Genomic DNA, 12832 nt, shown 5'->3' with positions numbered 1-12832 from the left:
GCCAACTTCCGCTTGCGAGGCGCGCATGAAAACCCTGGCCAAACTTCCCGTCACCATCGTCACCGGCTTCCTCGGCGCCGGTAAGACCACCCTGCTCCGCCACATGCTGGACAACGCCGAAGGCCGCCGCATCGCGGTGATCGTCAACGAATTCGGCGAGCTGGGCATCGACGGCGACATCCTCAAGCAGTGCTCCATCGGCTGCAGCGAAGAAGAGGCGGTCGGCCGCGTCTTCGAACTGGCCAACGGCTGCCTGTGCTGCACCGTGCAGGAAGAATTCTTCCCGGTGATGCGCGAGCTGGTGGCACGTCGTGGCGACCTCGACCAGATCCTCATCGAGACCTCCGGCCTGGCCCTGCCCAAGCCGCTGGTGCAAGCCTTCCAGTGGCCGGAAATCCGCAACGCCTGCACCGTGGATGCGGTGATCACCGTGGTCGACAGCCCGGCCGTGGCCGCCGGCACCTTCGCTGCCCACCCCGAGCAGGTCGACGAGCAGCGCCAGCAGGACCCGAACCTGGACCACGAATCGCCGCTGCACGAACTCTTCGAAGACCAGCTGGCCAGCGCCGACCTGGTGGTGCTGAACAAGGCCGACCTGCTCGACGCCGAAGCACTGGCACGCGTGCGCGCCGAAGTCGCCGAGGAGCTGCCGCCGGCGGTGAAGATCGTCGAAGCCAGCTCCGGCCAGCTGCCGCTCTCGGTGCTGCTGGGGCTGAACGCCGAGGCCGAGCTGCACATCGACAGCCGCCCGACACACCACGACCACGAAGGCCATGAAGATCATGACCACGACGAGTTCGACTCCTTCCATGTCGACCTGCCGGAAGTGGAAGAACGCGCCCTGCTCGAGGCGTTGAACGCGCTGGTCGAGCGCCACGCCGTGCTGCGCATCAAGGGCTTCGTCGCCATCCCCGGCAAGCCCATGCGCCTGCTGGTGCAGGGTGTCGGCAAGCGCTTCGACAAGCACTTCGACCGCGCCTGGCGCAGCGACGAAACCCGTGGCACGCGCCTGGTGGTGATCGGCCAGGAACTGGACCAGGTGGCCATCAGCAACGAGCTGCGTACCGCCCTTTCCTGATATCGGCGTAGGGTGGCGTGGAGCGCAGCGATACCCACCGCCAATGATGGGTATCGCTGCGCTCCACCCATCCTACGCAGAGCTAACCTCGCACGCCGAACCGCCCCTCTCCCGTCAAGGAGAGGGCTGAGGAGAGGGTGTTACCACCGAGCGAAAAGGCCTGATCCATGCACCTGCTGCGCACCCAACCCGGCGGTTTCGTCCCCGACGACGGCATCGCCCACCTGGCCCAGACGCCCGCCGATCTGGTGATTCTCTGCAGCGGCGACTCGCACCTGGCACTGCTCGCCGAGGCCGCCCGCGAGCTGCCGGAGGACTACCCGAGCCTGCGGCTGGCCAACCCGATGCAGCTGCAGAACCACGCCTCGGTGGACCTTTACGTCGACGAAGTGCTGCAGCACGCCAAGGTCATCCTGATCTCGGTACACGGCGGCATCGGCTACTGGCGCTACGGCATGGAGCAGTTGGTGGCGTTGGCCGAGCGCGGCGTCACGCTGATCGCGGTACCCGGCGACGACAAGCCCGACCCCGAACTCAGCGCGCTGTGCAGCGTCCCGCCGCAGGATGCAGAGCGCCTCTGGCAGTACCTGCGCCAGGGCGGGATGGACAACGCCCGGCACCTCTTCGCCAGCCTCGCCACGCGCCATCTGCAACGCGACTATCCGTGGAGCGAGCCGCAAACGCTGCCCCGCGTCGCGCTCTACCATCCACAGACCGGCCGCTGCGACCTCGCCCGCTGGCAGGCCGACTGGAATCCCGAGTGCCCAGTCGCCGCGCTGCTGTTCTACCGCACGCATCTGCAAGCGGCGAACACCGGCTTCATCGACACCTTCTGCGATCGCCTGCTGGCCCAGGGCATCAACCCGCTGCCCATTGCCGTGGCCAGCCTCAAGGAAGCCGCCTGCCTAGAAGCAGTGGAAAACCTGCTCGATAGCGCCGACGCCGAACTGATCATCAACACCACCGGTTTCGCCCAGTCGAACCCGGAGGCGCCACAGGACCGGCCGTTCCGCCGCGACGTGCCGGTGCTGCAAGCGATCTGCTCGCTGGACAACCTCGACCTCTGGCGCGCCAACCCGCAAGGCCTCGGCCCGCGCGATCTGGCCATGCACATCGCACTGCCGGAGCTGGACGGCCGCCTCATCACCCGGCCAATCAGCTTCAAGGGCCTGGCCTGGCGCAGCGAGCGCAGCCAGAGCGACGTGGTCTGCTACCTGCCGCACCGGCCGGGCATGGACTTCGTCGCCGAACTGGCGCGGCGCTGGATGCTGCTGGCGCGCAAGGCCAACGCCGACAAGCGCGTGGCGCTGATCCTCGCCAACTATCCAACCCGCGATGGGCGCATCGGCAATGGCGTCGGCCTCGACACGCCGGCCGCCGCCTTGAACATCCTGCGTGCGCTGGAGGCCCAGGGTTATCCGGTCGCCGGCCTGCCCGCTTCCGGCACGGCGCTGATCCAGCAACTGCTCGGTGGTGTCAGCAACGACCTCGACAGCCTCGACCTGCGCCCCTGCGCGCAGAGCCTGGCGCTGGACGACTACCTCGCCTGCTTCGCGCGCCTGCCCGAAGCCAACCAGCAAGCCGTGCGCGAGCGCTGGGGAGAGCCGCAACAGGATCCGATGTTCCGCAGCGGCCGGATGATGGTCGCTGGCCTGCGCTTCGGCCTGGGCTTTGTCGGCATCCAGCCAGCACGTGGCTACCAGCTCGACGCAGCAGCGATCTACCACGATCCGTCATTGGTGCCGCCCCACGGCTACCTCGCCTTCTACTTCTGGCTGCGCGAAGTGTTCGGCGCCGATGCGGTAATCCACGTCGGCAAGCACGGCAACCTCGAATGGCTGCCCGGCAAGGGCGTCGGGCTCTCGGAGGAATGCTGGCCCGACGCGATCCTCGGCCCGCTACCCAACCTCTACCCGTTCATCGTCAACGACCCCGGCGAAGGCGCACAGGCCAAGCGCCGCGCCCAGGCGGTGATCATCGACCACCTGATGCCGCCGCTGACCCGCGCGGAAAACTACGGCCCGCTGCGCGACCTCGAACGCCTGGCCGACGAGTACTACGACGCCTCGCTGCTCGACCCGCGCCGCGCCAGCGAACTGCGTGGCGACATCCTCACGCTGGTGCGTGAGACCGCGCTGGACCGCGAGCTGGGCTTGCAGTTGAGTGACGATCCGGAAAGCTGGCTGCCGCAGCTGGACGCCTACCTGTGCGACCTCAAGGAATCGCAGATTCGCGACGGCCTGCACGTGTTCGGCGAGTCGCCCGTGGGCGAGTTGCGCCGCGACACGTTGCTGTCGCTGGTGCGCATCCCGCGCGGCGATGGGCGTGGCGGCAACGCCAGCCTGCTGCGCGCGCTGAGCGAAGACCTGAAGCTCGGCCGCGACCCGCTGGACGCCGCTTTCGCCGAGCCGTGGGAAGGTCCGCGCCCTGATTCGCTGACCGCCGTCAGCGACGAACCCTGGCGCAGCAACGGCGACACCCGCGAACGCCTGGAGCTGTTCGCCCTGCGCTTGATCGACGGCTCGGTCAGCGCACCCGGCAGCGCCAGCGCGGCGGTGCTCGCGCAGCTTCAGCAGCAGATCGCGCCGACGCTCGACGCCTGCGGCGCCAGTGAAATCGGCCACCTGCTCGCCGGCCTCGGCGGCCGCTTCGTTCCGCCCGGCCCCAGCGGTGCGCCCAGCCGCGGGCGGGTCGATGTGCTGCCCACCGGGCGCAACTTCTTCACCGTGGACGTGCGCAACCTGCCCACGCCCACCGCCTTCCGCCTCGGCTTCCAGTCGGCCAGCCGACTGCTCGAGCGCCACCTGCAGGACCACGGTGACCACCTGCGCCAGCTCGGCCTGTCGGTGTGGGGCACCGCGACCATGCGCACCGGCGGCGACGACATCGCCCAGGCGCTGGCACTGCTCGGCGTGCGCCCGGTGTGGCAGGCCGGCAGCCAGCGCGTGGAAGACTTCGAGATCCTGCCGATCACCCTGCTCGACCGCCCGCGGGTCGACGTGACGCTGCGGGTCTCGGGCTTCTTCCGCGATGCCTTCGCCAACCTGATCCGCCTGTTCGATGCCGCTGTGCAGGCTGTCGCCGCGCTGGACGAGCCGGATGATCTGAACCCGCTGGCGGCTCGCGTGCGTGCTGATCAATCGCGCCTGCTGAGCGAAGGTCTGGACGTCGACGAAGCCCGACGCCAGGCAGGCTGGCGCATCTTCGGCGCACAGCCCGGCGCTTACGGTGCCGGCGTGCAGGGCGTAATCGAATCACGCCAGTGGGACAGCCGCGCCGACCTCGCCGAGGCCTACCTCAACTGGGGCGGCTACGCCTACGGCGCCGGCGACGACGGTACCCCGGCGCGCGAGCGCTTCGCCCAGCGCCTGTCCGGCCTGCAGGCGGTGCTGCACAACCAGGACAACCGCGAGCACGACATCCTCGATTCCAACGACTACTACCAGTTCCAGGGCGGCATGCTCGCCGCCGCCGAGGTCATCCAGGGCCAGGCGCTGGCCAGCTACCACGGCGACCACAGCCAGCCGGACAACCCGCGCGTCCGCACCCTCAAGGAAGAACTGGGCCGCGTGGTGCGCTCGCGCGCGGTGAACCCGAAATGGATCGCCGGCATGAAGCGCCACGGCTACAAGGGCGCCTTCGAACTGGCCGCCACGGTGGATTACCTGTTTGCCTTCGACGCCACCAGCGAACTGGTCGACGACCACCAGTACCGCCTGCTGGCCGACGCCTACCTGCTGGACGACGACACCCGCGAGTTCATCCGCCAGCACAACCCCGAAGCCCTGCGCGACATCGCCGAACGCCTGGTGGAAGCGCAGCAGCGCGGGTTGTGGGAAGAGCCGGGGGACTATCGGGAGACGCTGGAGAACCTGCTGGTGGACAGCGAGGAACAGTGAGGAATTTCCAGTTTTCGTAGGATGGCGTGGAGCGAAGTGATACCCATCAATTCCTGCGCCAGCAGCATGGGTATCGCTTAGGCTCCACCCATCCTACAAACTGAAGAAGCCAGTTGCCCCCACACAAAACGCACCTCCAGTGCGGTATGGCGCATTGACGTGTAGGAGCGAGCTTGCTCGCGAACCCGCCCAGCCTCGGAGCCGCCGGGAAAATCGTTCGCGAGCAAGCTCGCTCGTACAGAAAAACCTCAGCCCCGACGCAGGCGCTGCGCCGCATTCAGCAACAGCACCTCGGTGCCGCTCCAGCCCAGGCAGCCGTCGGTGATCGATACACCGTAGCGCAGCTCACCGGACAGCGGTTGGCAGCCGTCGAACAGGTGGCTCTCCAGCATCACGCCGCGCAGCGATGCGTCGCCAGCCAGGCGCTGGTCGAGCACGCTGTCCAGTACCGCCGGTTGGCGCAGCGGGTCCTTGCCGCTATTGGCGTGGCTGCAATCGACCATGATGTTCGGCTCGAGGCCGAGCTTCTCCAGGCCCTGGCGAATCTGCTGCACGTTGGCCGCGTCGAAGTTCGGACCGGCGTGGCCGCCACGCAGGACCAGATGGGTGTCCGGGTTGCCCTGGGTCTGTACCAGCGACGGTCGGCCCTGCGCATCGATGCCGAAGTGCTGGTGCGGATGCGCTGCCGAGCGCATGGCGTCGGTGGCGATGCCGATGCTACCGTCGGTGCCGTTCTTGAAACCCACCGGCAGGTCGAGGCCGCTGACCATCTCGCGATGCACCTGGGATTCGCTGGTGCGTGCGCCGATGGCGGCCCAGCCCAGCAGGTCGTCGAAGTAGCCGGCCACCAGCGGTTGCAACAGTTCGGTGGCGATCGGCAGGCCGCGTTCGAGCATGCCCAGCATCAGCCGGCGCGACAGTTCGAGGCCGCCGGCCATGTCGCCAGTGCCGTCCAGCTGCGGATCGTAAACCAGGCCTTTCCAGCCGATGGTGGTACGCGGTTTCTCGACGTAGGCGCGCATCACCAGCAGCAGCTGGTCGCTCACCTGCGGCGCCAGTTCGGCGAGGCGGTCGGCGTATTCGAGGGCGGAGACGGGGTCGTGCAGCGAGCAGGGACCGATCACCACCAGCAGGCGCGGGTCACGGCCATCGAGGACGGCGCGAATCGCTTCTCGGCCTTCGCGGACGCGGTGGGCCATGGCGGCGGACAGCGGCAGACGCTGGCGCAGTTCGGCGGGGCTCGGCAGCGGCTGTTCGCGGCGGCGAGCGGAAGGCAGCGGCAGGTCGAGGACTTCGGCGGTAGCTGCGTGTTCTGGGCGGATCAGGGTGGAGGTGGAGGCGTTCATCTGACTGACATCCTTGGCCGGCGCGGCGGTCTTTCCGCGCTCGGCGCTCTATCTAAGTGTTCGTGGCAAGGCTCGTTGGGTGGCACGCAGCGCGCTGCTAAATCGCCAGTCGGAGTTGCGGTAATAGCGGTAATCAGTGGTGTAGGCGGTCATGTCTCGATCCTCTGTCTGAGCGTGTTGGCTCGGTTCAATGCGTTGGGCCTTGTGGGCCGGAAAAACAAAAACCCCGGTCGGGTTGCCGACCGGGGTTTTGGGAAACTGTCTGGTTGGCGACCCTGCTTGCTAGGGCGCCTGTGGGGTATCAGGCGCGCCTTTGGCTAAACCAATACCCATAGAAGAAATAGCCGGCAGCCGCGGCCAGAACCTGCGCGCGAGCAACCACGGAGCCGATGGCACCGAGGCGGGCGAGGGACTGGATGGACAGGCTGGACGGCATGATGTTCTCCGTGGAAGTGGAGTCAAGTTACTGCATCGCGACGCATCGTTCAATGACTTGGCTCTATCGTTCTGATGGACATTGGTCGCACCTCCTACTCTCGGTTCGCTACCATGCACGGACGAAATCCGCAGGAAATCCCCATGAGCGCCCTTCCCCATTTCCCACTGGCTGCCGTCGTTGGCGCCGATGAGCTGAAGCTGGCCCTGTGCCTGGCGGCCATCGATCCGGCCATCGGCGGCGTGCTGATCGAAGGGCCGCGCGGCATGGCCAAGTCCACCCTGGCGCGCGGCGTGGCCGACCTGCTGGATGGCGGGCGCTTCGTCACCCTGCCGCTGGGCGCCAGCGAGGAGCGCATTGTCGGTACCCTCGACCTGGATGCGGCGCTGGGTGAAGGCCGCGTGCAGTTCTCCCCCGGCGTGCTGGCGCATGCCCACGGCGGCGTGCTCTATGTGGATGAAGTGAACCTGCTGCCCGACCACCTCGTCGACCTCCTGCTCGATGTGGCCGCCAGCGGGGTCAACCTGATCGAGCGCGACGGCCTGTCCCACAGCCATCCGGCGCGCTTCGTACTGATCGGCACGATGAACCCCGAAGAAGGCGAACTGCGCCCGCAACTGCTGGATCGCTTCGGTCTCAAGGTGCAACTGGAAGGTACGCCCGCGCCGACCGAGCGAGCCGAAATCGTCCGCCGGCGGCTGGCTTTCGATGCCGACCCGCAGGCGTTCCTCATTCAGTGGCAAGGCGCACAGCAAGCGCTGCAACAGCGCTGTGTCGATGCGCGCCAGCGGCTGGCGTCGATTGCGCTGGATGACGTGGCGCTGAATGACATCGCCCAGCGCTGCCACGCCGCCGGCGTAGACGGCCTGCGCGCTGACCTTGTCTGGCTGCGCGCTGCCCGCGCTCATGCGGCATGGCGCGGTGCGAACGCTATCGAGGCGCAGGACATCGATGCCGTCGAGCACTTCGCCCTCGCCCATCGCCGTCGTCACACACCGCCCCAACCAAGCACGCCACCGCAGTCCTCTTCCAGCCAATCCGAGGCCCCCGCCAACACCTCGAACGGCGAAGGCCAGTGGGGCGAGCTGCCCGCCCAGAACGTGGCCATGGGCGAACGCCGGCAACTGACGGGCTGGCCAAAAAAGCCCTGAGCATCCGCCCGCGCCCGGCCCCAGGCGCGGATGCCAACCCCAGACCCGGCCAGCTTGCCGGCGGCCGCAGCGGCGCCCGCCAGCCGGGCGCGCACGGCCGTATCGACTGGCCCGCCACCCTGCGCAACGGCCGCCCGCAACACCGCGCCGACCTCGTGCTGCGCGCCCGCAGTCGCAAGCCCGGCGAACTCTGGCTGGTGATAGTCGATGCCTCCGCCAGCACCCGCCGCCATGGCGCGCTCGCACAGGCCAAGGGGCTGCTCGCCGACACCTTCGAGCAGGCCTACCGGCAACGCGCACGCCTCGCCCTACTACACGCCACTGGCACACAAGCGCGCTGGTTATGGCAGGGCCAGAAGGCCTCGAGTCAATTGCAGGAGTGGCTGGAGCAGCTCGGCGCGGGCGGCGGTACCCCGCTGATCGAGGCGCTGCAACAAGCCCGCGAATGGCTGGACAAACGCCAGCGGCAGCAGTCAGGTGAGCGCCAGCGCCTGCTGGTGCTGACCGATGGCCGCCTGCGCGACTGGCCGGAGCTGCAACCGTTGAACTGCCCGACGCTGCTGGTGGATATCGAGGGGGGAGCCGTCAGGCTCGGACGGGCGCGGAAACTGGCGCAAGAACTTGACGCCGAGTATCGGCCGATCAGCGACCTGGCAAGCAAAGCTCGCTGATTTGACCGCTGCATTGCATGGCCCGGATCAAGGCTCGCCGTTGCGCCCATGCAACAGGAACCCCGGCCGCTCGCTCAGCCGCTCGTAGTACGACGCCACGGCTGGCAACTCCGGACGTTGCAGGGGCGTCAGGTACCAGCGATTCACCGACAGGCCGAGCACGACATCGGCGAGGCTGAAACAGGCGCCGCTGACGAACGCGCCGGTACGCTCCAGCTGGCGGTCCAGCAGGGCCATGCAATGGTTCCACTGCGCCTCGCTCAGGGCGATGGCGGACTCGTCGGCATGGCTGGGGCTGTTACGCACACGGGCCATGAACACATAGCGCCAGGCAGTGTTCAGTTCGGTGGCCTGCCAGCCCATCCACTGCTCCACTAGCGCGCGCTCGTGCGGTGAGGTGGGCAGCAATTCGCCCTGGGGATACTGGGTGGCGAGGTAGCTGCAAATGGCATTGGATTCCCAGAGCACGAAGTCGCCGTCGACGAGGACCGGCACCATGGCGTTGGGGTTGAGCGCAATGAACTCCGCCGAAGCAGTGGAGCGAAAGCCCGTGCCCCAGTCTTCCCGTTCGTAGGCCAGGTTCAGTTCGGCGCAGGTCCACAGCACCTTGCGCACGTTGATCGATGAAGCGCGGCCGAGGATTCGCAGCATGGGGTCACTCCCTGTGATAACCGGGGCTCAGCATAGGGGCTGGCGGGGCGGCGGAGAAGCGCGGTCTTGACGCAACCGCGAGCTTGCCCTCGAATCGCTACGAAGCTGTGAACACCCGCGGCGCAGGACGTTCCGTCAATCGGCGGCGAGGGGCTCCAGCGCCTGCCAGAGCGCCTCGATGCTGTCGAACTCGCGATCCACTTCCGGCAACCCCGGCCGCGCCAGGATCAGCACCGGCACACCACGCTCGCGGGCGACCTGCAGCTTCGGCTCGGTGGCCTGGCTGCCGCTGTTCTTGCTGACCAGCACGTCGGTGCCCAGGCGGGTGAGCAGCTCGCGCTCGCCCTCCAGAGTGAACGGCCCGCGCGCGCCGAGCACGTCGGCGCGAGCGTTGCCAGGCAGGCTTTGCAGGCAGCGCACGGTCCAGTGCTGATGGGCGGGGATCTCGTCCAGGTGCGCCAGCGGCTCACGGCCCATCGTGAATAGCGGTCGGCGGAACGCTTGCAGTGCAGCGATCAGCGACGACCAATCAGCAACGTCACACCAGTCATCCAGAGGCCCTGCCTGCCAGCCGGGACGCCGCAGCGCCCAGCACGGCACGTCGGCCAGTTGCGCGGCGCGGGCGGCGTTGGCGCTGATCTGCGCGGCGTAGGGATGGGTGGCGTCGAGCAGCAGGTCAAAACCTCGCTCGCGGATGAACCCGGCAAGCCCTTCGGCGCCACCGTAGCCACCGACACGCACTTCGCAGGCCAGATCGTCCGGCACCTTGCCCAGGCCGGCAAGGCTGTACAGATGCTGTGGCCCCAGACGGCGCGCAATGGCCAGCGCCTCACCAATGCCGCCCAGCAGCAGGACGCGCTTCATCGTACCTCCAGCGCTTCGCCCACCAGGTTGCCCTGGCGGTCGATGGCGAAGACTTCCAGCGTGACTTCCAGGGGCACGATGCGCCGGGCAAAGGCCAGCGCGCGGGCGCAAACGGCATCCCCCAGGGCGATGCCTTCGGCGCGACAAAGCGCCAGCGCCTGCTGGCTGGTGTTGGCTTCGCGCATGCGTTGTTGCAGCTCCGCCGAGGCGCCTATGGCCGCCGCCCACTCGGCCAGCTGCGGCAGGTCGATGCTGGAGTGACGACTGTGCAGGTCCATGTGGCCGGCGGCGAGCTTGCTGATCTTGCCGAAACCGCCGCAGACACTGAAACGTTCCACCGGCACCTTGCGCAGGTGCTTGAGCGCGGCACCGGCGAAGTCGCCCATCTCGATCAGCGCAGTGTCGTCGAAGCCGTAGCGACGGCGCATGGCATCTTCGCTGGCATTGCCGGTGCAGGCGGCGAGGTGGCGGAAGCCGTTGGCGCGGGCAACATCGATGCCCTGCTGGATCGAGGCGATGTAGGCCGAGCAGGAGAACGGCCGGACAATGCCGGTGGTACCGAGGATCGACAGGCCGCCGAGGATGCCCAGGCGCGGATTCATGGTCTTGAGCGCCAGCTCGGCGCCGCCCTCGATGTTGATCGTGACGTCGAAGCCGCCGGCATAGCCGCACTCAGCCGCCAACGCAGCGAGGTTGCCTTGCATCATCTGCCGCGGCACCGGGTTGATCGCCGGCTCGCCCACCGCCAGCACCAGCCCCGGCTTGGTGACGGTGCCGACGCCTTCTCCAGCGTAAAAGCGCACGCCCGGCTCATCGCTCAAGGCGACGCGCGCGAAGACCAGCGCACCGTGGGTCACGTCCGGATCGTCGCCGGCATCCTTCAGCGTACCGGCTTCGGCGCCGCCAGCGATGAGGCGGCAGAACTCCAGGCGCAGGGTCGCGCTGCGCTCTTTCGGCAAGGCGATCTGCGCGGCGTCCAGCGCCTCACCGGTGAGCAGCAGACGCGCCGCCGCCAGGCTGGTGGCGGTGGCGCAGCTGCCGGTGGTGTAGCCGCTACGTAGCGGGCGGGGTTCTTCCGGGGTTTCGTCACGCATGACTACGCGCACCGCAGGATGGGTGGAGCGAAGCGATACCCATGCAGTCGTGGTACGAAAAACGCTTCATTCCTTCCAGACTTCCAGCAGGGTGATCGGCAACGCCGCGCGCCAGGTATCGAAGCCGCCGAGCGGCTGGGCCTGGGACACCGACAGGCGGGTCAGCTCGCCGCCGATGCGCGCGCGCCAGCTCAGCAGCATGGACTCGCTCTGCAGGGTGACGGCGTTGGCCACCAGTCGACCACCCGGCTTGAGCTGCTCCCAGCAGTGTTCGAACACACCCGGCAGGGTCACACCACCGCCGATGAAGATCGCGTCGGGGCGCTCCAGCCCCTGCAAGGCTTCCGGCGCGGCGCCGCAGACCAGTTGCAACGCCGGCACGCCGAGGCTGTCGCGGTTGAAGCGAATGTGTTCCTGGCGCCCGTCGTTGGCTTCGATGGCCAGCGTGCGGCAGCTCGGATGCGCGCGCATCCATTCGATGCCGATGGAGCCGCAGCCGGCGCCGACGTCCCAGAGCAGCTCGCCGGGCCTGGGCGCCAACCGCGCCAGGGTCACGGCGCGCACGTCACGCTTGGTCAGTTGGCCGTCATGGCGGTAGGCATCGTCCGGCAAACCGCTGGTCAGCGGCAGGCGAACCGCATCGACACCCGCGACGCAGTGCACAGCCACCAGGTTCAGCGCAGCGGTCTCGCTCTGCGACCAGTCGCTGGCAAGCCCGTCGATGCGTCGCTCCGCCTCACCGCCGAGGTGTTCCAGCACACTGAGGCGACTCGCGCCGAAACCTCGTTCGCGCAGCAGAGCGGCAATGGCGGTCGGGCTGCCGCCATCGTTGCTGAGGATCAGCAGCCTGGCGCCGTCATGGATCTGCGCGTTGAGTGCGGCCAATGGGCGCGCCACCAACGACAGCAGCGTGCAGTCCTGCAATGCCCAGCCCATTCGTGCCGCCGCGAGAGAAGCGGAGGATGGCGCGGAAAGCACGAGCATTTCCTCGGACGGAATCTGACGGGCAAGGCTGGCACCGACGCCGAACAGCATCGGGTCGCCGCTGGCCAGTACGCAGGTTGGTTCGCCACGCCGGCGCAGCACCGGTTCCAGGCTGAACGGGCTCGGCCAGGCCTGGCGACGGGCGCCCAGGCAATGCGGCAGCAACTCCAGCTGGCGGGGCGCGCCAATCACTTCACTGGCGGCGAGCAGGGCGCGGCGCGCGGCCTTGCCGAGGCCGGCATAACCGTCCTCGCCGATGCCGACGATGGTCAGCCAGGGCGTCATGAAAATTCCTCGGGGTGCGACGATTGATCCGACGGGCAGGCTTTTCCTGACATCGGGCAAAGCAGGCATAATACCCGCTTCGTCGGTGCTCGTAGGACGCTTCGCCTTTGTGGCGAGGTTTCTCAGAGCCGAAGAGGGAACACGGTTAAGCCGTGGCTGCCCCCGCAACTGTAAGCAGCGAGTCCGCGCAATGCGGCGACACGAGAACGAGGTTCCGTGCCGCCGGCCAGGCCACTGGGAAACCGGGAAGGCCGCGCTGGATGAGGACCTGCCAGCCAGGAGACCTGCCGACGAAACCAGTCGCGCGTGCAGACATCGAGCGGGGTGTATCGGTGTCGTGAAATCCCCCTGGGGGGATTCGCAGGTCACCGCG

General features: G+C 68.0%; 10 protein-coding genes and 1 riboswitch. Of the genes, 4 read left to right on the top strand and 6 right to left on the bottom strand.

Annotated features, from left to right (window positions below; all coding sequences use genetic code 11):
- Positions 1 to 25: 25 nt before the first annotated feature.
- Both cobW and cobN read left to right on the top strand, forming a co-directional pair.
- Entirely contained in the window at positions 26 to 1078 is a 1053-nt protein-coding gene (gene cobW, locus FAS41_RS02295) for a cobalamin biosynthesis protein CobW (protein ID WP_138520057.1), read from the top strand.
- A gap of 167 nt (positions 1079 to 1245) precedes the next feature.
- The gene (gene cobN, locus FAS41_RS02290; protein ID WP_138520056.1) at positions 1246 to 4977 is read left to right on the top strand and encodes a cobaltochelatase subunit CobN; all 3732 of its coding nucleotides are present in this window, start codon (positions 1246 to 1248) and stop codon (positions 4975 to 4977) included.
- A 248-nt stretch (positions 4978 to 5225) separates the two neighbouring features.
- Here the strand turns inward: cobN and FAS41_RS02285 are convergent, their stop codons facing one another.
- Together FAS41_RS02285 and FAS41_RS31280 are read right to left on the bottom strand one after the other, a co-directional pair.
- Positions 5226 to 6323 carry a 3-deoxy-7-phosphoheptulonate synthase gene (locus FAS41_RS02285; protein WP_138520055.1) on the bottom strand — a complete coding sequence of 366 codons (1098 nt, stop codon included), beginning with the start codon at positions 6321 to 6323 and terminating at the stop codon, positions 5226 to 5228.
- 301 nt (positions 6324 to 6624) lie between these two features.
- Positions 6625 to 6759, bottom strand: a complete 135-nt coding sequence (locus FAS41_RS31280) for a hypothetical protein (RefSeq protein ID WP_256205205.1) — start codon at positions 6757 to 6759, stop codon at positions 6625 to 6627.
- Between the two features lie 143 nt (positions 6760 to 6902).
- Between FAS41_RS31280 and FAS41_RS02280 the strand changes: the two genes are divergently transcribed.
- Positions 6903 to 7910: a magnesium chelatase ATPase subunit I gene (locus FAS41_RS02280; RefSeq protein ID WP_138520054.1), complete on the top strand. Its 1008-nt coding sequence runs from the start codon at positions 6903 to 6905 to the stop codon at positions 7908 to 7910.
- The gene (locus FAS41_RS02275) at positions 7892 to 8581 is read left to right on the top strand and encodes a vWA domain-containing protein (protein WP_246084805.1); all 690 of its coding nucleotides are present in this window, start codon (positions 7892 to 7894) and stop codon (positions 8579 to 8581) included. Before FAS41_RS02280 ends, FAS41_RS02275 begins: the two co-directional genes overlap by 19 nt.
- A gap of 27 nt (positions 8582 to 8608) precedes the next feature.
- On the opposite strand, the gene FAS41_RS02270 is transcribed toward FAS41_RS02275, so the two are convergent.
- The 4 genes from FAS41_RS02270 to cbiE all read right to left on the bottom strand — a co-directional run bounded on the left by FAS41_RS02270 (position 8609) and on the right by cbiE (position 12459).
- Positions 8609 to 9232, bottom strand: coding sequence for a glutathione S-transferase family protein (locus FAS41_RS02270; RefSeq protein WP_138520052.1), 624 nt, complete (start codon positions 9230 to 9232; stop codon positions 8609 to 8611).
- A gap of 135 nt (positions 9233 to 9367) precedes the next feature.
- Positions 9368 to 10096 (bottom strand): cobalt-precorrin-6A reductase, encoded by a 729-nt coding sequence (locus FAS41_RS02265; protein WP_138520051.1) that lies wholly within the window; start codon positions 10094 to 10096, stop codon positions 9368 to 9370.
- Positions 10093 to 11190, bottom strand: a complete 1098-nt coding sequence (locus FAS41_RS02260) for a cobalt-precorrin-5B (C(1))-methyltransferase (RefSeq protein WP_138520050.1) — start codon at positions 11188 to 11190, stop codon at positions 10093 to 10095. Before FAS41_RS02260 ends, FAS41_RS02265 begins: the two co-directional genes overlap by 4 nt.
- Before the next feature lie 66 nt (positions 11191 to 11256).
- On the bottom strand, positions 11257 to 12459 hold the full coding sequence (gene cbiE, locus FAS41_RS02255) for a precorrin-6y C5,15-methyltransferase (decarboxylating) subunit CbiE (RefSeq protein ID WP_138520049.1): 1203 nt from the start codon (positions 12457 to 12459) through the stop codon (positions 11257 to 11259).
- Positions 12460 to 12525: 66 nt separating this feature from the next.
- Positions 12526 to 12765, top strand: a riboswitch (cobalamin riboswitch).
- The last annotated feature ends 67 nt before the right edge of the window (positions 12766 to 12832 follow it).

The sequence above is a fragment of the Pseudomonas nicosulfuronedens genome (assembly GCF_005877905.1).
GTDB lineage: Bacteria > Pseudomonadota > Gammaproteobacteria > Pseudomonadales > Pseudomonadaceae > Pseudomonas > Pseudomonas nicosulfuronedens.
This window is presented reverse-complemented; position numbering and strand designations above follow the sequence as displayed.